The following is a 23,765-nucleotide window of genomic DNA, read 5'->3' as shown; positions in this document are numbered from 1 at the left end:
CACCGACCAGGAAGGATTCCTGCCATGGCTCTCGATCCCGGCTTGCGCGACCGCATCATTGCCGCCGTCGACCAGGGCTTCGCCGAACAGCTTGCCTTCACGCAGGAGATGATCCGCTTCCCGTCGTTGCGGGGGCAGGAGCATGCCGTCCAGGACTTCGTCTTCCGGGCCCTGCGCGACCGCGGCTATGCCATGGACCGCTTCGAGATGGATCGGGCGGCGATCGCCCGGCACCCCGGCGGATCGCCGTTCAGCGAGGAGCATTCGCGCGCCCCGATCGTGGTCGGGATCCACCGCCCGCGGGAGGAGAAGGGCCGTTCGCTGATCCTGCAGGCCCATGTGGACGTGGTTCCGACGGGCCCCGAGGAGATGTGGAGCCGCCCGCCCTTCGAGCCGGCCATCGAGGGCGACTGGCTCTACGGCCGCGGCGGCGCGGACATGAAGGCCGGGCATGCCGCCAATATCTTCGCCGTCGACGCGCTGCGGCGCGCCGGGGTCCAGCCGGCGGCGACGCTCTACGTCCAGTCGGTGGTGGAGGAAGAGTCAACGGGCAACGGCGCGCTGATGACCCATCTGCGCGGCTACAGGGCCGATGCCGTCCTGATTCCCGAGCCCGAGGACGAGAAGCTGGTCCGCGCCAATCTGGGCGTGATCTGGTTCCAGGTCGAGGTGCGGGGCCTGCCGGCCCATGTGCGCGAGATGGGCAGCGGTGCGAACGCCATCGACGCGGCGTACCGCGTGATTGCAGAACTGCGCCGGCTCGAGGAGGAGTGGAACGGGCGCAAGGCCGGCCGCGAACATTTCGAGCGGGAGGAGCACCCGATCAACCTGAACATCGGGAAGATCGAAGGCGGCGACTGGGCTTCCTCGGTCCCGAGCTGGTGCCGGATCGACTGCCGCATCGGGATCTATCCCGGCATCGCGGCGCAGGACGCGGCGAGGGAGATCTCCGAGCGGATCGCCGCCTTCGCGCGCTCCGACAGCTTCCTCGCCAACAACCCGCCGGCCGTCGTCTTCAACGGGTTCCATGCGGAGGGCTACGTGCTCGAGCCCGGCTCCGAGGCCGAGGCCACGCTGGGACGCGCTCATCTCGCCGCGACCGGACGTCCGCTCGAGAGCTTCATGACGGCGGGCTATCTCGATACGCGGGTCTACGCGCTCTACGACAAGGTCCCGGCGCTCTGCTACGGGCCCTACTCCGAGAACATCCATGCCTTCGACGAGCGTGTCAGCATCGCTTCCCTGAGGCGCATCACGACGGCCATGGCGCTTTTCGTCGCCGAATGGTGCGGCGTGGAGCCCGTGTCGGGCTGAGAGCCGGCGGGTCCTAACGCTCGCGGCCGCCTAGTCCGCGACGCCCAGGGCGCGGCAGAACCCGGCATAGGCCGAATGCACCCGGGCTATGTCGGGGTCGCGCTCGTTGGCGGCGGCATGGTCCATCATCTCGGCCAGCAGGCCCCGTGCGGACGGCCTGAGCCGGAGGGCATGGCCGAAGGCCGAGAGCCAGTGATGCTCGGCGACGGCAAGCTGGGGACCGGCGTCGGCGGGCGGCTCCTGCGCGCCGCGACCGTGGGCCTGAAGCCAGGCAAGCACCGCGCCGACGAATTCGGCCTCGTGGCCCGGGGCGCCGTGGAGCTTTGCGCGGAGCATCCCCTCGAAGCCGGCCCGCTCGAGGGCGCCGAGGCTCCGGGCCGCCTTGACCATGGACAGGAAGGTGTGCCGCGCGACGGCGGCCTGGGCCAGGTCGGTGTTCAGCAGACTGGCGATCTGCGACTGCATGCGATGTCTCCGCTACGAAGGGCCGCCAAGACTATCAACAGGTGCGGACGGTCGACCTCAGCCCGGAGGGGGTGCTTTCTTCCGGGACGGGCCGAACGCCGCGAGCGGCCAAAAGCCGTAAATAAAAAATCAAGGATGTGATAGTCGTCACCACGGCGGCGCACTCTGGGTGGGATGATCCTTACAGAAAATCATCTCGTGCCCAGGAATGCGGTGTCGGAGGTAATCCATGCTCGGTAGAATAGCGGTGATCATCACGTCGCTTTTCCTTATGTCTTGCCTGCCGGCGCATGCCGAGCGTCAGCATGCTGGCTGGCGGGACTACGATCATGGCAGGCGCGAATACGTCCAGGATCTGCGCCGCGCCTGCCATTTCGGGCATGACGGGGCATGCCGCCGGCTTGGCGCCGCGTCCTGGAACGACCGGCCGCAGCATTGGCGGCATCGCGGGCCGGACCGGTGGGACCGCCGGGATCATCGCTGGGACCACCGACGGGACCACCGATGGGACCACCGATGGGACCACAGGCGGGACCATCGCTGGGATCATCGCCTCGGTGGCCGGGACGGGCATCACGACCGTGATCGGCGCGGCTGAGGGCGGCGGTCAGGGCGTCCCGGCCTGGCCCCCTGCCGCGTCCAGCGCGGACAGCGCATCGCCTGTCGCCGCGAACTCCGCGGTGTTGTCGAAGATGCACCAGGCCTCGGCCCCGCGGGCCGCATCGTCCCTCAGCGAGGTCGCGGCGGCGGCGATTGCCGCCGCCGCATAGGGCGAATAGTACATGCGCGGCGAGCCGTGCAGGCGCCGGTACGTCAGGCCGGTCCAGCCGCCGGGCTCTTCGGCGCCGGGGACCGGTGCGGGATCGGCGGCGACCCGGGCGATCCGCAACTCCGCAAGCAGCGCGTCGACGTCCGGCGTGAACCAGGTGGCATGCCGGGGCTCACAGACGATGCCGCCGGCAAAGCTGCCGCGCAGCGCCCGCAGGAACGCATCGGCGATGCCGGGCCGGAAGGCGAGGCTGGGAGGAAGCTGCACCAGCAGCGGGCCCAGCTTCTGTCCCAGGCCGCCGACCTCCCCCAGGAAGCGGGCCAGCAGGTCGTCGGTGCCCGCCAGGCGCCGCTCGTGCGTGACAGACCTTGGCACCTTCACGGCGAACAGGAAGTCCTCGGGCACGGAGGCAGCCCACCGTGCGTAGGTCTCCTTCCGGTGCGGCCGGTAGAAGGAGGAGTTGATCTCGACGGCGTCGAAGCGGCCAGCATAGCGTTCGAGGTGGCTGCCCCCGGGAGGGAAGTGCTCCGCCTGCGTCTTGGGAATGCTCCAGCCCGCGGTGCCGATGCGCACGCGGGCCGGCGCAGGACCCCCGGCGGAATCGACGCCCACCGTCACGAGACGGCCGCGCGCAGCCTTTCGATGCCATGGCCTGCGACGGCGCTGCGGGCCGGCCGGTCCGCGGCCTCGGCCCGTGCCAAGCCATTGTCGAAGGCCCAGACGGCCGCCTGGGTGCGGTTCGTCGCGCCGATCTTGCGCAGCAGGCTCTTCAGATGGACCTTCACCGTCGCCTCGCTGATGCCGAGACGGTTGCCGATTACCTTGTTGCTGTCGCCTTCGGCCACGTGGCGCAGGATCTCGAGCTCGCGCGGGGACAGGCCCTTGGTATCGGCGGCCACGGGCGGGAGGTCGGGGCAGGTGCCGTCCGCGATCATGCAGACGAGGCTGGCCGGCAGCACCTTCTCGCCAAGCACGACGAGGCGCAGCGTCTCCACCAGCGCCGCGGCGGAGAGATCCTTCGTCAGGTAGCCGTCGGCCCCGGCGACCAGCGCGTCGAGTATGCGCGATGGCTCCTGGTCGGGGCCGAGCACCACGATGCGGGGCTGCGGATGCATGACGCGGCTGCAGGCCGCGAGCGCCGGCAGGTCCTTGGATGCCGCGACGTCAACCAGCAGCACGTCGGGAACGCGCACCAGATCGGGCGAGAGAAGGCCTTTTGCCTCCTCGGCCGAGGCCACCACCCCGAGGACCCGGGCACCCGCGCCGATCAGCAGCGACCTCAAGCCGGCGCGGGAGAGCGCGCTGGGATCCACCAGCATGACGGATAGGGAGTTCATGAGCTCGTCCTTTGAGACAACGCAAGGAAAGGCGGTTCCGAACCTCGGACGGAACAGCCTGTCGAGAGCCTGATCAGGATCTTGTTGCGGTCCCGGAACAGTGATGGGCGTCACACCGGGATCATCCGGTTCCGGGGGAGGGCTCATTTTCGCCAGCCATTCTGCGGATCGCGGCCATGCCCGACTTGCGGCCTATTCCCTTGGGACAGCCGCTGCGGGCGGCCCCGGGACACGGAGGAACCCGTGACATGGATTGCCATCGGCGAAGGGGATCGCTCCGCCTTCGGAGGCGTTCCCGGCTTGCGCCCCTGGGCCGCGATCCCGGGGAGGGCGGAGCGGCCCGGGCTGTGCTAGGAGAGTTGTGGCGGCCGGGGAGCCGTGCGGAAGGAACGAAGCGGAGGGAAGGTCCATGTCGATGCCCCAGCCGGTGCGCCGGGCGACGGCGAACGCGCTGACCAGCGCGCTGGAGGAGCTGCGCGCCCTGCTGGGCGAGCGGCTGAGCACGGCGGCGGCGGTGTGCGCGCATCACGGCAAGGACGAGAGCTACCATCCGGTGGTGCCGCCCGATGCCGTGGCCTTCCTGGAGAGCACCGAGGAGGCCGCGCGTGCGGTCGCGATCTGCGCGCGCCATGGCGTGCCGGTGATCCCGTTCGGCACCGGCACCTCGCTGGAGGGCGGGGTGGCGGCGCTGCAGGGCGGGGTGTGCCTGGACGTCTCGGGCATGCGCGCGATCCTGCGCCTGAGCCCCGAGGACCTGGACGTCACCGTGCAGGCGGGGGTGACGCGCAAGCAGCTGAACGAGCACCTGCGCGACAGCGGGCTGTTCTTCCCGATCGATCCCGGGGCCGATGCCTCGATCGGCGGCATGGCCTCGACGCGGGCCTCGGGCACCAACGCGGTGCGCTACGGCACGATGCGCGAGAACGTGCTGGGGCTGACGGTGGTGCTGGCGGACGGGCGGGTGATCCGGACCGGCGGGCGGGCGCGCAAGAGCTCGGCGGGCTACGACCTGACGCGGCTGTTCGTGGGGGCGGAAGGCACGCTGGGGCTGATCACGGAGGTGACGCTGCGGCTCCACGGGATCCCCGAGGCGATCTCGTCGGCGGTGTGCCCGTTCCCGAGCATCCGGGCGGCGGTGGACACGGTGATCCAGACGATCCAGCTCGGCGTGCCGGTCGCGCGTATCGAGCTCCTGGACGAGCTGCAGGTTGCGGCGGTGAACCGCTACTCGAAGCTGGAGCTGGCCGAGGTCCCGACGCTGTTCTTCGAGTTCCACGGCACGTCCGCGGGCGTGGTGGAGCAGGCCGAGCTGGTGCAGGCGGTGGCGGCCGAGCAGGGCGGGACGGACTTCCAGTGGGCGACCAGGCCCGAGGAGCGCTCGCGCCTGTGGCAGGCCCGGCACGATGTCCACTACGCCTCGCAGGCCCTGCGCGCCGGCGGCCGCGTCTGGCCAACCGACGTCTGCGTGCCGATCTCGCGCCTCGCGGACTGCATTGTCGAGACCAAGGCGGACATCGCCGAGGCCGGGGTCGTCGCGCCGATCGTCGGCCATGTCGGCGACGGCAACTTCCACGTCGCCTTCATCGTGATGCCGGACGATCCCGCGGAGCTCGCCCGGGCCGCGGCCCTGAACGAGCGCCTGGTCCGGCGTGCGCTGGCGATGGGCGGGACCTGCACGGGCGAGCATGGCGTCGGCTATGGCAAGATGCCCTTCCTGCCGATCGAGCATGGCGAGGGCTGGGAGGTCATGGCCGAGCTCAAGCGCGCGCTGGACCCCCACAACCTCATGAACCCCGGGAAGGTCGTCCGGTTCTAGGGGCTGGCGGCCGTGCGGTGCCGGTCTCGCCTCGCCGGGTGACGGGGCGGGCCGGCCTAGGGGCTTGCTGCCGCGGGAAGCTGCTCACGCGCGGCTTTTCGAAACAGCAATGCCGATCCAACCCAGAGCGCCGTGAAGAACCCGGTCAGGGACAGGATGCCGCCCGGCCAGCCCGGCCCCGTGGAGCCCAATCCTGCGATCAGCGCGATCACGGTGACCGAGGACTGGGCGAGCGCCGTCGCGAGCAGCGCCCGTGCCATTCCGCGCGGCCGGAGGCGGGCCATGGCAGCGCCGATAATGCCGACGGCAAGCACCGCGCCGAACATCAGGTTGGCGGGGTTGTCCTCGGACCCGATGATGCCGACCGCAAGGTTCATCCAGACAAGGATGAATGCTGCCGCGAGTGCGACGCCCATGGCGGCCCGGTACGCGATGCTGCTCGTCATTCTCGCCGCCCGCTCGAGGCCGCCGCATGCGCTGACGAGCATGGCGCCGAAGACGAGAAAATCAGCCTCGTCCCAGTCGACCTCGTCCGTGAACTGCATCGCGACCAGCGGCAGCAGCAAAAGGACCGCGGCGCCGGCCCACAAGGCCATCCTCCAGCGGCTGCAGAGTCTCAGGCCTTCGTGCCGGGCTGTGGCTGGGCGTTCGCGGCTCATGGATCGTCCGGCATTGCCGTCCGGTCCTCCCGCCCGAGGGCGCGATGGATGCAGGTCAGCAGGTCTCCTTCGCACACGGGCTTTGTGAGGAAGCCGAGCGCCCCCGCCTGAAGCGCAATGGCACGGATCCGGGCGTCGGGATAGGCGGTGATGAAGACGATGGGAATGGCGATACCTGTGGTGCCCAGGCGCTTCTGGAGCTCCAGTCCGCCAATTCCCGGCATCTGCACGTCGGCGATCACGCAGGAGGTCTCGCACAGGCGATCGGAGGCCAGGAATTCCTCGGCGGATGCGAAATCCTTGGCCGAGAACCCCATGGATCTCATGAGGCCACACATCGCTTCGCGGACGGAATCATCGTCATCGACGATCGAAATGACAGGGGAAGTCCCCAAGGCCGTTTTCCGTGGTGCGGGTTCCCGGCAGAACAAAACCGGCGGATCACGAATCGTGACGCCTTGGAACCTCCATAGGAAGTATACTTTGGTTTAGAGCGTCTAGGCTGTTCAGATGATGCGGGCCAATAACATCATGGTTGCTGATTTCATTTGAAACAGTCAATGTTGATCAGGGCCGCGGCATCCCCGTGGCATTGCCGCTGTCCTGGATCGTGGGAGCGGTTTGGCCCATTCCATTGGCTGGACGCAACGGATGGAAAGGCTGGGCGGAGCGGGGGCAACGGGGGAAACGATCCTGCCTTCGGCTTTCCATCGTTACGGTCTGGCCGTTGCCTCCGTGTTCGCGGCGTTGCTTCTGACCGCGTTGCTGGAGCGTCTGGGTCCGATACCGGTTCCCTTCTTCCTGCTTGCGGCCGTCGCCACGACCGCTTGGCTGGCGGGGCTCGGGCCGGGACTGCTGGCCATCACGTTGTCAGCTCTGGGCTTCGACTACTTCTTCATGCATCCCCTTGGCTCGTTGAGGATCGGCCGGGATAGCCTCGCCTATTTCGGGACCTTCCTGGCCTCCGCCTTGGCGACGGGCCTTCTGAGTTCGCGGCGTCGCAAAGTCGAGCTGTCGCTCCGTCGCATGCAGGACGAGCTGGAGGCGCGCGTGCGCGAGCGCACCGCCGCGCTCGAGACGACAAACCATGCGCTGAGGACCGAGATCGCCGAGCGCCAGGCCGAGCAGAAGTTCTTCTCGGCGATCCTGAACAACACCGATGCCCTGGTGATCGCTCTCGACGGCGAGGAGTGCTTCCTGCGCTTCAATCAGGCGGCTGAGCGGCTGACCGGGCTCAAGGCCGCGGACGTGCTGGGGCGCTGCGAGTACGACCTCGTAATCCCACCTCACGAGGCGGCGATGGTGAAGGCGCGCATGCGCGAGGTGACGGGGCCGAGCGACCTGATCGTCGGCACCAACCACTGGCTGGCCCATGACGGCAGCCTGCGCCTGATCCGGTGGACGAACACAGGCGTTACCAACGAGCTCGGTCGGCTCCAATACGTCGTCTCCATCGGGCTCGACATCACGGAGCAGTGGCAGGCCGAGCTGGCCCGCCGCGAGAGCGACGCGCGCTTCCGGGACATCGCCGAGATCGTCTCCGACTGGATCTGGGAGACCGGGCCCGACCTGTCGCTGAGATTCCTGTCCCCGGGCGCGCGGGGAGTCTTCGGCCAGGATTGCGACGGGCTGATCGGCTCCGCCTGGGAGGCGCTGCCGCTGACCGCCCTGGATACCCGGGATTCCGCGTCGCTGCCGCAGCGGATGCACGGCCACCAGCCTTTCCGGAACGTGCTGATGCGGGTGCACCGCGGCGACGGAACGCATCGCGACGTCAAGGTCAGCGGCAAGCCCATCTTCGACGAGGACGGACAGTTCCTGGGCTATCGCGGCGCGGGATCGGACGTGACGGCCGAGATCGACGCGCGCAACGAGGCGAGCGCCCTTCTGGCCGCACTGACGCGCGCCAGCCGCCTGACCACCATGGGAGAGCTCGCAGCATCCATCGCCCACGAAATCAACCAGCCGCTCACGGCCGTGGTCACGAACGCGAATGCCTGCCTGCGTTGGCTCGCGCGCGAGCCGGTTGAGCTGGACGAGGCACGCCAGGCCGTGCGCCGGATCGTGCGGGACGGCAGCCGGGCCGGCGAGGTGATCGCCAGCATCCGCGCGCTGATGAAGAAAACGACACCCGAGCCGACCTGCGTGCAGATGAACCAGGTCATCCACGAGGTGCTCCTGCTGGCCGAGAGCGAATGCCGGCGCAGCGGCATTCGGACCGGGCTGGACCTGGCCCGTGACCTACCCCCTGTGCGCGGTGACCGGATTCAGCTGCAGCAATGCCTGCTGAACCTGATCATGAACGGGCTGGAAGCCATGATCTCGGTCCCGGACCGGCCGCGGGAGCTCGATATCCGGTCCTGGAGCGACGGAGCCGGCACGGTGCTGGTCTCCGTGAAGGACACCGGCCCCGGCCTCGATCCCGCGACCCGCGAGCGTCTTTTCGACCCCTTCTTCACCACCAAGGCCTCGGGCATGGGAATGGGGCTTTCGATCTGCCGGTCGATCGTGGAGGCCCATGGGGGGCTCCTGTCGGTCGCACAGGCGAGCCCACAGGGCGCGGTCTTCCAGCTGGCCCTGCCGGCCATGGCGCAGGCGGAGGTCGCGGCCGCAGCGGTCAGCCCGCACCCATCTCACCCAGCATGGTCGGGATGAGCTCGGACACCGTCGGGTGGATCGGCACCGCGCGCTGCAGGGTGGCATAGTCCGCCCCGGCATGCATCGCGTCCAGCAGCCCGTGGATCGCCTCGTCGCCGCCGACCCCGAGGATCGCCGCGCCGAGGATCCTGCGCGTCCCGGCATCGACTACGACGCTCATGAAGCCCTGGGTCTCGCCTTTCTCGATGGCGCGGCCGACGCGCGACATGGAACGCCGGCCGATCAGGAGCGGGCGCCCCGTCGCCCGGGCCTGGGCCTCGGTCATGCCAGCCCGGCCCAGCGGCGGATCGATGTAGAGCGCGTAGGCGGGAACGCGGTCCGAAACCCGGCGAACCTCACCATCCAGGAGGTTCGCCGCGACGATCTCGAAGTCGTTGTAGGCCGTGTGGGTGAAGGCGCCCCGGCCGTTGCAGTCACCAAGGGCCCAGATTCCCGCGGTCGTCGTCGCGAGGCTCTCGTCGACGGTGATGTAGCCCCGCGCGTCGACGGCAACGCCTGCCCGATCAAGGTCAAGGTCGTCGGTGTTGGGCCGCCGGCCCACGGCGAGCAGGACATGGGAGCCGTCGACCGCCGGCTCTCCGTCGGAGCACGAGACGCCGACGCGCACACCGTCCCCGGCCCGCGCAAAGCTGATGCATTCCGCGTTCGTGCGGATGGCGATCCCCTCGCCGGCGAGGATGTCGCGGATCGCGGCGGAGACGTCCTCGTCCTCTCGGGCAATGAGGCGCGGCCCCTTCTCGACGATCGTCACCCTCGCACCGAAGCGGCGGTACATCTGCGCAAATTCAAGGCCGATATAGCTGCCGCCGACGACGACCAGATGATCGGGAACCTGGTCGAGCTGGAGCATGGAGGTGTTGGTCAGGGTGGGCACGCGATCGACGCCCGGCAGGGGCGGCACTGCGGCACGGCCGCCGACATTGATGAAGATCCGCGGTGCCGTCAGCAGATCTTCGCCGACACGGACGCTTCGAGGTCCTTCGAAGCGCGCATGCCCCTCGATCACGGTGCAGCCCGGCATCTGCCGCAGCCAGTGCTCGACATTGCCGCGCGCTCGGGCCGACACCGCGTCGGCCCGCGCCTTCACGCGGCCCATGTCGATGCGGACCGGGCTGTCGATGACGACGCCGTACTCGGCGCCGCGGCGCGCGATATGCGCAGCCTGGGCGCTCGCGACCAGCGTCTTCGTCGGCATGCAGCCGGTGTTCACGCAGGTGCCTCCGAACAACTTGCGCTCGACCAGCGCGACGGTCATGCCGGCCCGCGTGAGCCGGTCGGCCAGCGGCGGACCAGCCTGGCCCGCGCCAATGACGATGGCATCGAAGGCGTGGCTCATGGCACGGCACTCACCGCAAGCAGGGCCGCGCCGATCGCGATTGCGTCCTCCAAAAGGGCGGCAGGGCGGTCCCGCCCGAAGGCGCAGGCAAGCCGTGCCCGGGCGGCACGGCCGCCCAGCGTGCCGATCACGGCCCCTGCCATGCCGGCGGCGGCGCCCGCAGCGAGGAGGCCGGCCATGCTTCCGATCGCGGCGCCGGACATCGCGCCGGAGGCAATGCGCGCCCCGAACTGCAGGGGAACGGTGCGGCTGGGCGTGGACGGGAGCTGGTCCGTCACGTATTCGGCCATGGCCAGGACCGTCAGGATCCAAGGCGTCCAGGGATGGCCGAGAAAGCCCAGCCACGTGCCGCCGAGGTCAAGCCACCCCAGATAGGCAGCCCAGCTCACGGCCGCCAGGGCCGTCATGGCGCGCAGGCCCGCCACGGTTCCGGCCAGCAGCGCCAGCACGATAGGAGTCATGGGAGCTTCCCCGCATAGCCGGATGGCGCCCCGCCCAAGCCTGGGCCTGGGCCGGAGCGCATGGCGGTTTCAGGTTCTCAGGAATTCCAGCAGATCGGCGTTGAGCTGTTCCTTGTGAGTGTCCGTAATGCCGTGCGGCCCGCCCTTGTAGACCTTCAGGGTCGCATTGCGGACCAGCCTGGCCGATGCAAAGGCGGCCGCCTCGATGGGCACGACCTGGTCGTCGTCCCCGTGCACGATCAGGGTCGGGACGTCGAACTTCTTCAGGTCCTCGGTGAAGTCGGTTTCCGAAAAGGCCCTGATGCAGTCGTAGGTATTCTTGTGCCCTCCCATCATGCCCTGCATCCAGAAGGAATCGATCATCCCCTGCGAGGCCTTGGCGCCCGGCCGGTTGAAGCCGAAGAACGGTCCGGCGGCGAGGTCCTTGTACAGCTGCGAGCGGTCGGCCAGGCTGGCCGCCCGGATGCCGTCGAAGACCTCGCGCGGCAGGCCTCCGGGATTGGCCTCGGTCTTCAGCATCAGCGGCGGCACGGCCGAGATCAGCCCGGCCTTGGCGATCCGCGCCGTGCCATGGCGCCCGATGTAGCGGGCGACCTCACCTCCGCCGGTCGAGAACCCGAACAGCGTCGCGTCCTCCAGCTCCAGCGTCGTGATCAGCTCCGCGAGGTCGTCGGCATAGGTGTCCATCTCGTTGCCGTGCCAGGGCTGGCTGGAGCGGCCGTGGCCGCGCCGGTCATGGGCGATACACCGGTAGCCGTTGGAGGCCAGGAAGAACATCTGCGATTCCCAGCTGTCGGCCGTCAGCGGCCAGCCGTGGCTGAAAACCACGGGCGGTCCCGAGCCCCAATCCTTGAAGTAGATCTGCGTGCCGTCCTTGGTGGTGATCGTACCCATGGCGTGTTCTCCTTCATTGCTTCTTTGCTGGAACCGGAACTTGGGGAGGAGGGGAGATCCTCGTCATTCGGCTGCACCCGCCGCCGTCAGGGCGGTGGTCCGGCCGGGTCTCCTCGATCGACGGCGAGGAAATGCGTGACCGCCGGCGGCTGGGCGGAGCGGTGGAAGGCAAGCACCTCTGCCTGGACGTCCGCGTCGGCGTGGGACACCCGCCTGTGCTGGCGCAGGTGCTCGAACCACGATTCGACGAAGAACCATTCAACGATACGCTGCGGGTCGGAGGCATCCTCGCTGACGCCCCAGGCATAGGCCCCGTCGCGCCGCCGCTCCTCCGAAAGGCGTCCCAGCACGGCGAGGAAGCCGGGACGGTCGCCTTCGTGGATCCGGTACTCGACGGTGATCAGCACCGGGCCGCGGTCGCCGCGGACCGGCGCCGCCAGCAGCGGTTCCGGCCAATGGTTGGATGGGGCCAGGTCGGCCTCGCCGGCCGGAAGCGGGCGGCCCCGGACGGCGAGTGCCACGGCGAGCAGGCCAGCGGCGCCGGCGCACAGGGTGGCTGGCACGCCAGCCGCCTCGGCCAGCCCTCCCCAGGCGAGGCTGCCGGCGGTCATCGCGCCGTTGAACACCGTGAGGTACAGAGCCAGGCCACGGCCGCGGACCCAGTTCGGCAGAATGCCTTGCATCGTCGCGTTGAGCGTCGTCAGTACCGCAATCCAGGCGGCCCCCTGCACCAGCAGGATCGGCACCGCGGCCCAGCGCGGCGGGGCAAGGGACAGCACCGCCATCAGGGCCGCCGTGACGACCGAGCCCGCCAGCAGGATGCCGTCGGGGCTCAGACGTCCGCGCAGCTTCGGCAGCAACACGGCACCGCCCACCGCACCGGCGCCCACCGAGGCCAGCAGCAGGCCGTAGAAGCCGGGGCCGCCGCCAAGCATCGGCCCCGCGACCACCGGAAGGAGCGCCCACAATGCGCTGGCGCAGGCGAAGAAGAGGCCGGCGCGCAGGAGGACGCGGTGCGTGTCCCGGCTGGCGCGGGCGAAGCGCAGCCCTGCCTTCAGCGCGCCCGTGAACTCCTCGGACAGCGCATCGCGGGTCGCGGGTTCACGCCGCCACCACAGCAGGGACGCCACGACGACGGCATAGGTCAGCACGTCCGCCGCATATGTCGCAGCCGCCCCGAACCCCGCCAGGATCGCGCCGCCCAGTGCGGGGCCGATGGCGCGCGAGATGTTGAAGCCCAGGCTGTTCAAGGCGATCGCCCCCTTCAGCTCGGACCGTGGCACCAGCTCCGGCACGATCGCCTGCCAGGACGGCGCCATCAGCGCCGCTCCGACGCCGCCGAGGAAGGTCAGCGCCGCGATGCTCGCGACCGTGGCGCTGCCGGTCGAGGCCAGCAGCATCAAGGCGGCGCTGACGCAGGCGAGGGCGCATTGCACCGCGATCAGCATGCGCCGCCGGTCCATGATGTCCGACAGTACGCCCGCGGGAATCGCCAGCAGGAAGATCGGCAGCGTCGCAGCCGCCTGCACCAGCGCCACGGCCCCCGGCGAGCCCGAGAGGTCGAGCACCAGCCAAGCGCTGGCGACGTCCCGCATGAAGGTGCCGACATTGCCCAGCACCGTCGCCGCCCATAGCACCGCGAAGAGACGGTTGCGCAGTGGCGCGAAGGCGCCGGCGCGCGGCGTCGAGGCGGCGTCGGAACCAGCGCCCGGCGAGGTGTCGGCCGTCATGGCGCCGTCTGCCGATGCTGCAGAGCGGCTGCCGCGCCGAAGCCGCCGATGATCGCGAGATGCTCGAGAAAGGTCATGAGCTGCCGGATCCGGTCGGCGCCCTCAAATGTCCAGAACGCGTGGGCGATCAGCGTCGCGGCCACGGTGAAGCCGGCCAGCAGGCCCGCGCCGAGCCAGCACCAGCGTCGCGTCAGGAACAGGGCAGTCCCGCCGAGTTGCGTCAGTATGACGGCCAGGGCGACTAGGCCCGGTGCCGCGAAGCCGAGCTGGGCCGTTTCCGCGGTCGCGCCACCGAAATCCAGCGCCTTGCCGATCCCACTGGCGAGGAAGGGCGCGGCCAGGGCGAGGCGGGCGAGGAGCGCGGTTCCTGTCCAGTCAAGGATGGCGGCGATCGGCGTCGGCACGCGGCCCGTGCGCGGCCGGTCCCATGGTTGCAGGGTCGTTCCCGTCATGGCGGCCCCCTTCAGATGGCCCAGCAGCTGCAGCCGAGCACACCCCAGAACGTCCTCTCGTCCGACGCGGGCGGGCGCGATCCCAGCGCGGCGGCATGGTCGTGGCCGTGGACCGCGCAACCGTTGCGGCAAGTGCAGGTCAGGGCCAGGGTGGGGTTCGGGCGGGTGGCCTGCCGCGGCGCCGCAACGGGCGACCAATCCGGCATCGGCCGCGGAAGCTCGGGCGCGAGGTCCGAGAAGCCGCCGCTGCCGTGCACGACCACGCCGCCCAGCACCGTCAGGTCGGCGCGGAGCTGCGCGATCTCGCCCTCGGGGACGGCGAAGTAGTCGGCACTGAGCAGAGCCAGGTCGGCGAGCTGGCCTTGTTTGATCTGGCCCTTCTTACCCTGCTCGCTGGAGAACCACGTGTTGGCCTCGGTCCAGAGCCTGAGCGCCGTCTCGCGATCCTGGCGGTTTACCGGCGGATAGAGCCGCAGGCCGCCCACCGTCCGGCCGGTGACGAGCCAGGAGAGCGATACCCAGGGATTGTAGCTGGCCACGCGGGTGGCATCGGTTCCCGCGCCCACCGGCAGGCCGGCCTCGAGCATCGCGGCGATCGGCGGTGTCGCCTCGGCCGCCCGGCTGCCATAGCGCTCGACGAAATCCTCGCCCTGAAAGGCCATGCGGTGCTGGACCGCGATGCCACCACCGAGCGCCGCGATCCTGTCGATGTTGCGTCGGCTGACCGTTTCCGCGTGGTCGAAGAACCAGTTGAGCCCCTGAAGGGGAATGTCACGGTTCACCTTCTCGAAGACGTCCAGCGCGCGCCCGATGGTCTCGTCATACGTCGCGTGCAGCCGCCAGGGCCAGCGCCGCTCGGCCAGGAGGCGGATCACCGGCTCCAACTCGGCCTCCATGGTCGGCGGCAGGTCCGGCCGTGCGACGCGGAAGTCCTCGAAGTCGGCCGCCGAGTAGACGAGCATCTCGCCAGCACCGTTGTGCCGGTAGGTGTCGTCGCCGTCCCCGGGCTTCAGCGACTTCGACCAGTTGGCGAAGTCCGCGAGCTCCTCCTTCGGCCGCTGGGTGAACAGGTTGTAGGCGATGCGCAGCGTCAGCGCGCCTTCGGCGTGGAGCTGCTCGATGATCGCGTAGTCGTCGGGATAGTTCTGGAACCCGCCGCCGGCGTCGATCACGCTCGTGACGCCCAGGGAGTTCAGCTCGCGCATGAAGTGGCGGGTCGAGTTGAGCTGGTACTCCGGCGGCAGCCTGGGCCCCTTGGCCAGCGTCGCGTAGAGGATCGTCGCATTGGGCCGCGCCAGCAGAAGTCCGGTCGGGTTGCCCGATCCGTCCCGCGCGATCTCGCCTCCGGGCGGCTCCGGCGTGTCCCGCGTGTAGCCCACCGCGCGGAGAGCGGCGGCGTTCAGCAGGGCGCGGTCATAGAGATGCAGGATGAAGACCGGGGTGTCCGGCGCCGCCTGGTTGATCTCGTCAAGCGTCGGCAGGCGCTTCTCGGCGAACTGATGTTCGGTGAAGCCGCCGACGACGCGCACCCATTGGGGAGCGGGCGTGCGCGCCACCTGGGCGCGGAGCATCGCCATCGCGTCGGCGAGAGTCGGGACACCGTCCCAGCGCAGCTCCATGTTGTAGTTCAGCCCGCCGCGGATCACGTGGATGTGGCTGTCGATCAGCCCCGGGATCATACGCCGGCCGCCGGCATCGATCACGGTCGCATCGGGTGCCGCCGCCCGCGCCTCGACCTCGGACCCGACGGCGAGAAACCTCCCGTCCCGGATGGCCACGGCTTCGGCGGCCGGGTTCGTGCGGTCCAGCGTCGTGATCGCGGCGTTGACGATGAGGAGGTCTTCGGTGCGCGCGGTCGGGGCCATATCCGGGGTCTCGTCGAAGGGGGGCGAGGGAGGCGGCCGGCCGTCAGACCGGCTCGTGGTTGCGCGGCCCGGAGGCACCGGCCTGCGGCCCGAGTACGTGGCGTGCGCAGTCGGTCCGGATGAAGGCGGCCACGGACTCGCCAGCCATTAGCCGTTTTGCGACCGGAACGACCTGCTCGCCGACGAGCATGCCCAGCAGCCCGACCAGCGCGATGGTGGGCGGAGCGGGCGAGCGCACGCCCAGAAGCGCATAGATGACGCCGACGAGGACGCCCGCGCCGAGCGAGAGCAGGTAAGGCATTCCAGGACCCTTCCCATCTGTGATGGCGGGAGCAGGGGCGGGCCGGCCGCACCGTGCGGCCGGCCGCGAGGCGGCGGATCAAGCCGCGCGGCTGCCCTCGGACGCGCCGAACATGGTCTTGGCGTAGATGATGCCAAGCCCGTAGGCGCCGCCGTACTTCTTGGCGATTCCGGTGGTCAGATCGTAGGTCTCGGTCCGAGCCCAGTCGCGCTGCAGCTCGAGCATGTACTGGAGCGACGTCATGGGCCGGACGCCGGCCTGGATCATGCGGGCCATCGCGCGTTCGTGCGCCTCGGCCGAGACGTCGCCGCAGGCATCCGCGATCACATAGACCTCGAAGCCCTGGTCGATGGCCGAGAGCGTCGGGCCGACGATGCAGACCGACGTCCACAGCCCGGCGAAGACGAGACGATCCTTGCCGATGGCGTTCACCCGGCGGATCACGTTGGCGTCCTCCCAGGTGTTCATCGAGGTTCGGTCGGTGACCTCCGCGCCCGGGAAGGCATCGGCGATCTCGTCGAAGATGGGGCCGGAGAAGCTCTTCTCGGCGACCGTGGTCAGGATCGTCGACACGCCGAATCCGGCGGCGGCATGAGCCACGAGCGCGGCGTTGGTCCGCAACGTCGTCGCGTCGATCGAATGCGTGGCGAACGCCATCTGCGACTGGTGGTCGATCATGATCAGCGTGTGGTCGCCGGGCGAAAGCAGGGTCGATCCGGGCGTCGGGGTGGCGGTAATGCTCATGCCTCGATCCTCTTCTCTGATTGCGCGCTGACGGCTTCACCGCCGACAGCCGGCAGCATGGGGACCCCGGATCCCGGGCGACATTGAACTTGGGTCTTCGCCGAATATACGATGGTATAAGCGAGTAGCCGTGACGCGATGACATACCTCCACTGGTCGGATGACGGATCTGTGAAAGTCACTTCTCGCCCGGGCTGGGCAATGCTGCCCAGCTCGTCCACCCGGCACTTGCCGAGCATGCGCCTCATCTGATGGAATGTGCGCTCCGGCTTGGTATTCGTGTGCCGCGGACCGGCGGCGCCGGTGCCGGTTCGTTATAGGCGGAAGATGCGGGACTGGAACGGCGAGCCGCCGGGCGATCGACTGGCGCTTCTGACGACGCTGCCGCCGGGACGCGGCCAGCTGCGCCTCGCCGGACTCGTGCTTCTGGTCCTGCTGGCCGCGCTGCTCGCCGCCGTGCCCTTCGCGCGCGTTCCGCTGCCCGGCACCGAGACCCTGCTGCAGGGCTATGCGGTCGCGGTGCTGACGAACGAGATCATCACCTCGGTCCTGCTCTTCGGGATCTACGCGGTCCAGCGCTCGCCCGCCGTGCTCGCGCTCGCCGTCGGGTACGTCTTCGCGGCTCTCTGCATCATCCCCTGGCTGCTGACCTTCCCTGGCGTGCTGGCCCCGAACGGGCTTCTGGGATCCAAGCTGCAGAGCACGGCTTGGATCGCGGCCTTGCGGCGTCTGGGGTTCCCCGCCTTCGTCCTCGCCTTTGCGCTGCTGGGCGACAGGCCGCCGCACGGCCCACGGGGCTCGGCCAAGCCGGTGATCCTGACGAGCCTCGTCGCGACGGGTGCCGGGGTCGCGCTGTTCACCTGGCTTGTCGTCGCGCAGGAATCGGCGCTCCCCGCCCTGATGACGGCCAGCGGGCCGAACGCGCTGTGGCTCGTCGTTCCCGCGGGGGCCGTGCTGCTTTGCGCGATTGCGCTCGTGTTCCTATGGCGGTCCAGGCGGACGGTTCTCCGGCTCTGGCTGATGGTCGTCGTGTCCGCATGGATGATCGAGACCCTGCTTCTCGGATTCATCAGCGCGGGCCGGCTGAGCCTCGGCTGGTGGGCGGGGCGGCTCTATGGCCTGACTGCGGCGAGCCTCGTCCTCGTCGTCCTTCTCTCGGAGATGACCCGTCTCTATGCGGTGCTGATGCGCTCGGTCTCCGCCGAGCGGCATGCCAGGGAGGCCCGGCTGACGACCATGGAGGCGCTTGCCGCGTCGGTCGCCCACGAGGTCAACCAGCCGCTCGCCAGCATGGTCACGAACGCCAATGCAGGCCTGCGCTGGCTGGAGCGGGCGAGCCCGGATCTCGGCGAGGCACGCACGGCTCTGAAGCGGATCGTCAGGGAGGGCCACCGCGCCGGCGCGGTGGTCGAGGGCATCCGCTCGATGTTCCGGCGGACCGGGCAGGACTGCGGCCCCGTCGACGTGAACGACGTCCTCCACGACGCCCTCGATCATGCCACGGGAGAGTTGCCGCCCGGCCGGATCTCCGTGCATCTGGATCTGGAGGACCGGATCGGCCCGGTCGTCGGGAATCCGGTGCAACTCCGGCAGGCCGTCTCGAACCTGATCACCAACGCGATCGACGCAATGCAGACCATGGAGGGGCGTCCACGGCTCCTGCGTGTGAAGTCGGCCCTGCGCGGCGGGAACGAGGTTCTCGTCTCCGTCGAGGATTCCGGACCGGGGCTGGATCCCGAATACGGGCAACGGGTCTTCGAGCCCTTCTTCACGACGAAGCCCGACGGCATGGGCATGGGCCTCATGATCGCCCGGTCGATCGTGGAGGGCCATGGAGGAACGCTCTGGATCGGGCAGAGCGGCCCGGAAGGTACGATCTTCTGCTTCACCCTGCCGGTCGCCGGGGGCGAGGCTCAACCCGCGAGGAGGCGCACGTGACGAGCCCGGACCAGTCCACCGTCTTCATCATCGACGACGACCTTTCGATCCGAGAATCGCTGCAGAGCCTGTTCCAGTCTGTCGGCCAGGCGGCGCAGACCTTCGAAACGACGCGCGAATTCCTCGCCGCCAAACGACCCGACGCGCCGGGCTGCCTTGTTCTGGACGTCCGGCTGCCGGGCGGCAGCGGGCTGGAGTTCCAGCGCGAGCTCGTGAGCTCGGGCATTCTGATGCCGGTAGTCTTCATCACGGGTCACGGCGACATCCCCATGTCCGTGGGGGCCATGAAGGCCGGTGCCATTGAATTCCTGACCAAGCCGTTCCGTGACCAGGACCTGCTCGACGCCGTGCACAAGGGCATCGAGCGCGACCGCGAGCGGCGAAGGGAGGCCTCGTCCCTCCAGGAGCTCAGGGACCGCTTCCGCTCGCTGACCCCGCGCGAGCGCGAGATCATGGTGCTGGTCGCAGCCGGACAGCTCAACAAGCAGGTCGCCGCGGCCCTGCAGCTCAGCGAGATCACCGTCAAGGTCCACAGGGGCCAGGTCATGCGCAAGATGAAGGCAAGGACGCTGCCCGACCTCGTGCGCTTCGCCGATCGGCTGGAAGCAGAAGGTCTGGGCCGCCTCGCAGATGCAGAGGCGGCGCTCTGAAGCGGTCCGAGGCGCTTTCGCGATCCCAGCGACGCGGCCTTGACAACGATATAACGTAACATATTCTGGCGCGGTCCCAACTGGAGCCGGCGCCCATGCTTTCTCGATTCCTGGCCCTTCCGGCCGCAACCTGCGCGGCCCTGGCCTTCCTGGCGGGGGGGCCAGCCCTCGCCGCGGCGCCGCATGTGGTGGTCAGCGTGAAGCCGATCCATTCGCTGGTGGCGGGGGTGATGGAGGGTGTCGGCACGCCGGACCTGCTGGTGAAGGGAGCAGCCTCCCCGCACACCTACGCGTTGAAGCCGTCGGACGCGGCTTCGCTGCGCAGGGCCAGGCTGATCTTCTGGGTCGGCGAGGATCTCGAGACCTTCCTCGAGAAGGCGCTTGCGACGCTGGGCGGCGGCGCGGAAGCCGTTGCGCTGTCGGAGCAGCCCGGAATCCGCACCCTGCCGCTGCGCGAGGGTGGGCTGTGGGCGGGCCATGACGACCACAACCACGGCCACGCCCACGGGCAGGATCACGACGACCATGGCGACCATGGCGACCATGGTCACGACGGGCATCTGTGGCTCGATGCGGGGAACGCGCGGGCGATCGTGGAGATCGCGGCGGATCGGCTGGCGGCGGCCGATCCCGCGAATGCCGCGGCCTACCGTTCAAATGCGGAGCGCGTGAGCGCAAGGCTGGACACGCTGGACGCCGAGCTGCGCGATATGCTGGCGCCGGTCAAGGACAGGCCCTTCGTGGTCTTCCACGACGCCTACCGGTACTTCGAGGAGCGCTACGGGCTGCGTGCGGTCGGCTCGATCACCGTCAGTCCGGAGCGGGCGCCGAGCGCGCGGCGGCTCCGCGAGATCCGCGATACGCTGCGGGGCCGGGGCGCCGTCTGCGTCTTCGCCGAGCCTCAGTTCGAGCCCGCCCTGGTCGGCACGGTCGTCGAGGGCACGGGGGTCAAGCGCGGCGTCCTCGATCCCGAAGGGGCGGTCCTTCCCGACGGGCCCGACCTGTACTTCGCCCTTATGCGCGGTAACGCCCGCGCGCTCGCGGAATGCCTGGGCTGATGCCGCATCTCCCGATCCGGAGGGCCAGCGCCTTCACCGCGTGAGCTCGCGCAGGAAGTCGAGAAACGCGCGCACCTTGGCGGACATCAGCTTCGGGGTGTGGTGATAGACGTAGAGCGGGAAGGTTTCCTCGGACCATTCCGGCAGGATCTGCACCAGGCGCCCGTCGGCCAGGAATTCTCGGACGTAGAGTCCGAGCGGCTGCGCGATGCCTTGCCCGCCGCAGCAGGCACCGAGCAGCGCGCCCGTGTCGTTCACCATGAGCTTCCCCGAGACCTTGACCGGAAGCGCCTCGTTGCCCTTGACGAACTCCCACCCGTAGGCGCGGCCGGTCAGGGGATCGCGCATCAGGATGCATTCGTGGTTCCCTTCGAGATCCGCGGGGTGCCTCGGGGTTCCGCGCCGCGCGAGATAAGCCGGCGCGGCGCAGGTCAGGACCTTCGTCTCCAGCAGCAGCCGGCAGACGAGCGACGATGGCTCGGGAGGCCCGAAATGAATGCCGACGTCGAAGCCCTCGGCCACGAGATCCCCCATCCGGTCGCGGACCGCGATCTCCACCGTCAGGCCCGGATGGCGTTCCATGAAGCGCGCGATGTTCGGCGTCAGGACGTAATGACCGAACGCGCCGTCGACGTTCACACGCAGCCGGCCGCGGACCTCCGCCGCTGATCCGCTGGCCCGGATGGCTGCATCCTCGATTCCGGCCAGCAGGGGACTTACCGCCTCGTAGAAACGGCGGCCCTCGTCGGTCAGCGAGATCGACCGCGCGGTGCGATGGAAAATGCGGATGCCCACGCGCTGCTCTAGCCGCGCCACGGCGCGGCTGACCGCCGACTGCGTCAGCCCCAGCGCCTCGCCGGCCCGCACGAAACTGCCGGCCTCGACCACGGCGGACAGGACCCCGACGCCATTGAGAAGGCGGCTGTCGAACGCCATGAGGCATACTTTCTGTCATTTAAAAACTGAAAACTATGCGTTCTGAGAATGGATCGGCAAGCCCCATTATCCCTCTCGTGGCGGCAACGCAGCCGCCACCACGGAGAATGGGAGAGATCAGGTGACGAATGCACATGATGACCGACAGGTGCCGCATGGAAAGGTCGCGCTGGTCACAGGCGCCTCGCGGGGCATCGGGGCTGAGATCGCGGGACGCCTCGCACGGGACGGGTTCTCGGTCGCGGTGAACTACGCCGGAAGCCCGGCGGCCGCCCGGAGCGTCGTCGCGGGGATCGAGGAGGCGGGGGGACGCGCCATCGCGGTCCGGGCGGATGTCAGCGACCCCGTGGCCGTGCGGCACATGTTCGACGCCGTCGAGAGTGCTTTCGGCGGGATCGACGTCCTCGTCAACAATGCCGGCGTGATGGACCTGGCCCCCGTGGGCGAGATGACCGACGACATCATCGACCGCATGGTGGCGATCAACCTTAAGGGCACGTTCAACACGCTGCGCGAGGCGGCCGGACGGCTGCGCCAGGGGGGCCGCATCATCAACACCTCGTCGACGGTCACACGGCTGCTGCAGCCGGGCTACGGGGCCTACGCGGCCACCAAGGCGGGTGTCGAGGCGCTGACGGCGGTGCTGTCGAAGGAGCTGCGCGGGCGCGGGATCACCGTGAACGCCATCGCCCCCGGGCCAACCGCCACGGACCTTTTCCTCAGGGGGAAATCCCCGGAGCTCGTGGAGAGCATCGCCATGACCTCGCCCCTGGAGCGTCTTGGCCGTCCCGCCGACATCGCAGCTGCCGCGTCGGTCCTCGCAGGGCCAGACGGTTCCTGGATCAACGGCCAGACCATCCGGGTGAACGGCGGCATTGCCTGAAGCCTTCGAAGCGACTTCGGAGGATCGGGCAAGAGCGGCGGAGCCCTGGTCTATCGCAGTCCACGCTGTCGTCCCCATTATCACCTCACGAGGACGGAGGCCGTGCTGCACCGGATGTCGCGGCATCCCGCGGACCCGGGGAATACGGCGAAGCAGCGGCAGAGCAATCAGGCAAGAGCCGCCGGCCTGCCCTCGATCTCATCGGCTCCCGCGGCACCGGCCGCCAGGGGCCATTGCAAGCAGGTCCTGCATCGGGCGGGACCCCCACAGAACGAAGGAACCGACCAATGAAGACCTTTTCCTACGCCCTGATCGCGACCGCCCTGCTGGCCTCGGCCCCCGCCATGGCCGATGACGGCAATATCGGCGTGAACCAATTCCACGGCTCGGACACGCTGGCCTCCTACGCCGCCGAGCCCGAGCACGTCTCGCCGGTCCAGGAAGCGATCCGCCAGGCTGCGGCCGAGGCGCCCAGCGTCGGCGGTGCGGACAGCGTGCCGGTGCAGGCCGAGACGGCCTTCGGTGGGACCGACTTCGACATGACCAATGCCAACTGACGGCTGCCGCGTGACGGCCGCCCATCGACCTGAAATCGAATACGAGGACACGATCATGAAGACCCTTGCTTACTCCCTCGCCCTTGTCGCCCTGCTGGGCGCCGGCAGCGCTTCCGCCGGCGACGGCAGCAGCGGAGAGAACATGTTCATCGGCAGCACCGACCTGACGTCCTTCATGGCGCAGGAGAAGGCGCCGGCGGCGCCGGCGGCTTCGGTCGTCGTCGACCTGACCCGTGACGCCGGCCAGGCGTCGGTCCGGTCGTCGGTCCAGGGCAATGGCAGCACGGTCGCGGACCAGCAGGCCTCCCTGGACGACCAGACGGACTTCGCCCTGACCTACGCGAACTGAGCGAAGCCGGCTGGCACGGAAACGCTGCTCACCTGTGCTCATACGAAATCGTATGGATAGAACACGTATTTAGCAAATTCCGTTCATAGGCGGCCTGGGCGATCGTCGCTGCGGGCCGCCATGGACCCGACACCTAACCCGAGGACACGATCATGAAGACCCTTGCTTACTCCCTCGCCCTCGTCGCCCTGATCGGCGCCGGCAGCGCTTCCGCCGACGACGGAAGCACCGGAAAGAACATGTTCATCGGCAGCACCGACCTGACGTCCTTCATGGCGCGCGAGAAGGCTCCGGCCGAGGTCGAGACGACCCGTCAGGCGGCCACCTCCGACGTGCGGGATAGCCGTGAGGCTTTTGCCGAGGCCGACCAGGACGCCGGCAGCACCGACTTCCGGATGACCTACGCCAACTGATCCCCCAGCGGCCGGTTCCGCCGGCCGCAAGGCAGCCCACATCCGAGCCGCGCGGTCCCGCAACATGCGGGACCACCGGCCGAACCCAGAAAGGAACCGACCAATGAAGACCTTTTCCTACGCCCTGATCGCGACCGCCCTGCTGGCCTCGGCCCCCGCCATGGCCGATGACGGCAATAT

The 23,765-nt window shown here is 69.2% G+C and carries 24 protein-coding genes; 10 read left to right on the top strand and 14 right to left on the bottom strand.

Features of this window, described 5'->3' with window-relative positions; translation table 11 throughout:
• The first annotated feature begins 24 nt into the window (after nucleotides 1-24).
• On the top strand, nucleotides 25-1,314 hold the full coding sequence (locus JUB13_RS26165) for an ArgE/DapE family deacylase (protein ID WP_207484368.1): 1,290 nt from the start codon (nucleotides 25-27) through the stop codon (nucleotides 1,312-1,314).
• A gap of 30 nt (nucleotides 1,315-1,344) precedes the next feature.
• On the opposite strand, the gene JUB13_RS26160 is transcribed toward JUB13_RS26165, so the two are convergent.
• From JUB13_RS26160 to JUB13_RS26150, 3 genes are all read right to left on the bottom strand, one after another.
• Nucleotides 1,345-1,779, bottom strand: a complete 435-nt coding sequence (locus tag JUB13_RS26160) for a hypothetical protein (RefSeq protein WP_207484367.1) — start codon at nucleotides 1,777-1,779, stop codon at nucleotides 1,345-1,347.
• 607 nt (nucleotides 1,780-2,386) lie between these two features.
• A complete protein-coding gene (locus tag JUB13_RS26155) occupies nucleotides 2,387-3,166 on the bottom strand; it encodes a DUF72 domain-containing protein (RefSeq protein ID WP_328703026.1) in 780 nt (259 codons plus the stop codon).
• Complete coding sequence (locus JUB13_RS26150; RefSeq protein ID WP_207484366.1) at nucleotides 3,163-3,885, bottom strand: LuxR C-terminal-related transcriptional regulator; 723 nt, start codon at nucleotides 3,883-3,885, stop codon at nucleotides 3,163-3,165. The genes JUB13_RS26155 and JUB13_RS26150 overlap by 4 nt, the downstream gene beginning before the upstream one ends.
• Before the next feature lie 415 nt (nucleotides 3,886-4,300).
• Between JUB13_RS26150 and JUB13_RS26145 the strand changes: the two genes are divergently transcribed.
• Nucleotides 4,301-5,701: an FAD-binding oxidoreductase gene (locus JUB13_RS26145; RefSeq protein ID WP_236025246.1), complete on the top strand. Its 1,401-nt coding sequence runs from the start codon at nucleotides 4,301-4,303 to the stop codon at nucleotides 5,699-5,701.
• A 56-nt stretch (nucleotides 5,702-5,757) separates the two neighbouring features.
• Here the strand turns inward: JUB13_RS26145 and JUB13_RS26140 are convergent, their stop codons facing one another.
• Nucleotides 5,758-6,291 carry a hypothetical protein gene (locus tag JUB13_RS26140; RefSeq protein ID WP_207484363.1) on the bottom strand — a complete coding sequence of 178 codons (534 nt, stop codon included), beginning with the start codon at nucleotides 6,289-6,291 and terminating at the stop codon, nucleotides 5,758-5,760.
• Nucleotides 6,292-6,356: 65 nt separating this feature from the next.
• A complete protein-coding gene (locus JUB13_RS26135; protein WP_207484361.1) occupies nucleotides 6,357-6,755 on the bottom strand; it encodes a response regulator transcription factor in 399 nt (132 codons plus the stop codon).
• Between the two features lie 256 nt (nucleotides 6,756-7,011).
• Here JUB13_RS26135 and JUB13_RS26130 point away from each other — a divergent pair, with 256 nt between their 5' ends.
• Nucleotides 7,012-9,015 (top strand): PAS domain S-box protein, encoded by a 2,004-nt coding sequence (locus tag JUB13_RS26130; protein ID WP_207484358.1) that lies wholly within the window; start codon nucleotides 7,012-7,014, stop codon nucleotides 9,013-9,015.
• Here the strand turns inward: JUB13_RS26130 and JUB13_RS26125 are convergent.
• The 8 genes from JUB13_RS26125 to JUB13_RS26090 form a co-directional block, all read right to left on the bottom strand.
• Complete coding sequence (locus JUB13_RS26125; protein ID WP_207484357.1) at nucleotides 8,978-10,354, bottom strand: FAD-containing oxidoreductase; 1,377 nt, start codon at nucleotides 10,352-10,354, stop codon at nucleotides 8,978-8,980. The two genes, JUB13_RS26130 and JUB13_RS26125, sit on opposite strands and share 38 nt — an antisense overlap.
• Nucleotides 10,351-10,815, bottom strand: a complete 465-nt coding sequence (locus JUB13_RS26120; protein WP_207484356.1) for a DUF4126 family protein — start codon at nucleotides 10,813-10,815, stop codon at nucleotides 10,351-10,353. The genes JUB13_RS26125 and JUB13_RS26120 overlap by 4 nt, the downstream gene beginning before the upstream one ends.
• A 69-nt stretch (nucleotides 10,816-10,884) precedes the next feature.
• The gene (locus tag JUB13_RS26115; RefSeq protein WP_207484355.1) at nucleotides 10,885-11,709 is read right to left on the bottom strand and encodes an alpha/beta fold hydrolase; all 825 of its coding nucleotides are present in this window, start codon (nucleotides 11,707-11,709) and stop codon (nucleotides 10,885-10,887) included.
• 86 nt (nucleotides 11,710-11,795) lie between these two features.
• Nucleotides 11,796-13,439 carry an MFS transporter gene (locus JUB13_RS26110; RefSeq protein WP_207484346.1) on the bottom strand — a complete coding sequence of 548 codons (1,644 nt, stop codon included), beginning with the start codon at nucleotides 13,437-13,439 and terminating at the stop codon, nucleotides 11,796-11,798.
• Complete coding sequence (locus JUB13_RS26105) at nucleotides 13,436-13,891, bottom strand: DoxX family protein (protein ID WP_207484344.1); 456 nt, start codon at nucleotides 13,889-13,891, stop codon at nucleotides 13,436-13,438. The genes JUB13_RS26110 and JUB13_RS26105 overlap by 4 nt, the downstream gene beginning before the upstream one ends.
• 11 nt (nucleotides 13,892-13,902) lie before the next feature.
• Entirely contained in the window at nucleotides 13,903-15,756 is a 1,854-nt protein-coding gene (locus JUB13_RS26100; protein WP_207484343.1) for an amidohydrolase, read from the bottom strand.
• 43 nt (nucleotides 15,757-15,799) lie between these two features.
• Nucleotides 15,800-16,057, bottom strand: a complete 258-nt coding sequence (locus JUB13_RS26095) for a XapX domain-containing protein (protein ID WP_207484339.1) — start codon at nucleotides 16,055-16,057, stop codon at nucleotides 15,800-15,802.
• Nucleotides 16,058-16,135: 78 nt separating this feature from the next.
• The gene (locus tag JUB13_RS26090; protein WP_207484337.1) at nucleotides 16,136-16,801 is read right to left on the bottom strand and encodes a hydrolase; all 666 of its coding nucleotides are present in this window, start codon (nucleotides 16,799-16,801) and stop codon (nucleotides 16,136-16,138) included.
• 327 nt (nucleotides 16,802-17,128) lie between these two features.
• Here JUB13_RS26090 and JUB13_RS26085 point away from each other — a divergent pair, with 327 nt between their 5' ends.
• The 3 genes from JUB13_RS26085 (at nucleotide 17,129) to JUB13_RS26075 (ending at nucleotide 20,447) form a co-directional block, all read left to right on the top strand.
• Nucleotides 17,129-18,739, top strand: coding sequence for an ATP-binding protein (locus tag JUB13_RS26085; protein ID WP_207484335.1), 1,611 nt, complete (start codon nucleotides 17,129-17,131; stop codon nucleotides 18,737-18,739).
• Nucleotides 18,736-19,389: a response regulator transcription factor gene (locus JUB13_RS26080; protein ID WP_207484333.1), complete on the top strand. Its 654-nt coding sequence runs from the start codon at nucleotides 18,736-18,738 to the stop codon at nucleotides 19,387-19,389. Before JUB13_RS26085 ends, JUB13_RS26080 begins: the two co-directional genes overlap by 4 nt.
• Nucleotides 19,390-19,484: 95 nt before the next feature.
• The gene (locus JUB13_RS26075) at nucleotides 19,485-20,447 is read left to right on the top strand and encodes a zinc ABC transporter substrate-binding protein (RefSeq protein WP_207484331.1); all 963 of its coding nucleotides are present in this window, start codon (nucleotides 19,485-19,487) and stop codon (nucleotides 20,445-20,447) included.
• A gap of 33 nt (nucleotides 20,448-20,480) precedes the next feature.
• Here JUB13_RS26075 and JUB13_RS26070 read toward each other — a convergent pair whose 3' ends face one another.
• Nucleotides 20,481-21,383 (bottom strand): LysR family transcriptional regulator, encoded by a 903-nt coding sequence (locus JUB13_RS26070; RefSeq protein ID WP_207484328.1) that lies wholly within the window; start codon nucleotides 21,381-21,383, stop codon nucleotides 20,481-20,483.
• Nucleotides 21,384-21,504: 121 nt separating this feature from the next.
• On the opposite strand from JUB13_RS26070, the gene JUB13_RS26065 reads away from it, so the two are divergent.
• The 4 genes from JUB13_RS26065 (at nucleotide 21,505) to JUB13_RS26050 (ending at nucleotide 23,585) form a co-directional block, all read left to right on the top strand.
• Nucleotides 21,505-22,266, top strand: a complete 762-nt coding sequence (locus JUB13_RS26065; protein ID WP_328703025.1) for an SDR family oxidoreductase — start codon at nucleotides 21,505-21,507, stop codon at nucleotides 22,264-22,266.
• 287 nt (nucleotides 22,267-22,553) lie between these two features.
• Nucleotides 22,554-22,823, top strand: coding sequence for a hypothetical protein (locus tag JUB13_RS26060; RefSeq protein ID WP_207484326.1), 270 nt, complete (start codon nucleotides 22,554-22,556; stop codon nucleotides 22,821-22,823).
• Nucleotides 22,824-22,878: 55 nt separating this feature from the next.
• Nucleotides 22,879-23,172, top strand: coding sequence for a hypothetical protein (locus tag JUB13_RS26055; protein ID WP_207484324.1), 294 nt, complete (start codon nucleotides 22,879-22,881; stop codon nucleotides 23,170-23,172).
• 152 nt (nucleotides 23,173-23,324) lie between these two features.
• Nucleotides 23,325-23,585: a hypothetical protein gene (locus JUB13_RS26050; protein WP_207484322.1), complete on the top strand. Its 261-nt coding sequence runs from the start codon at nucleotides 23,325-23,327 to the stop codon at nucleotides 23,583-23,585.
• Nucleotides 23,586-23,765 lie beyond the last annotated feature (180 nt).

Source organism: Arenibaculum pallidiluteum, from assembly GCF_017355985.1.
GTDB classification, from domain to species: Bacteria; Pseudomonadota; Alphaproteobacteria; order Azospirillales; family Azospirillaceae; genus Arenibaculum; species Arenibaculum pallidiluteum.
This window is presented reverse-complemented; position numbering and strand designations above follow the sequence as displayed.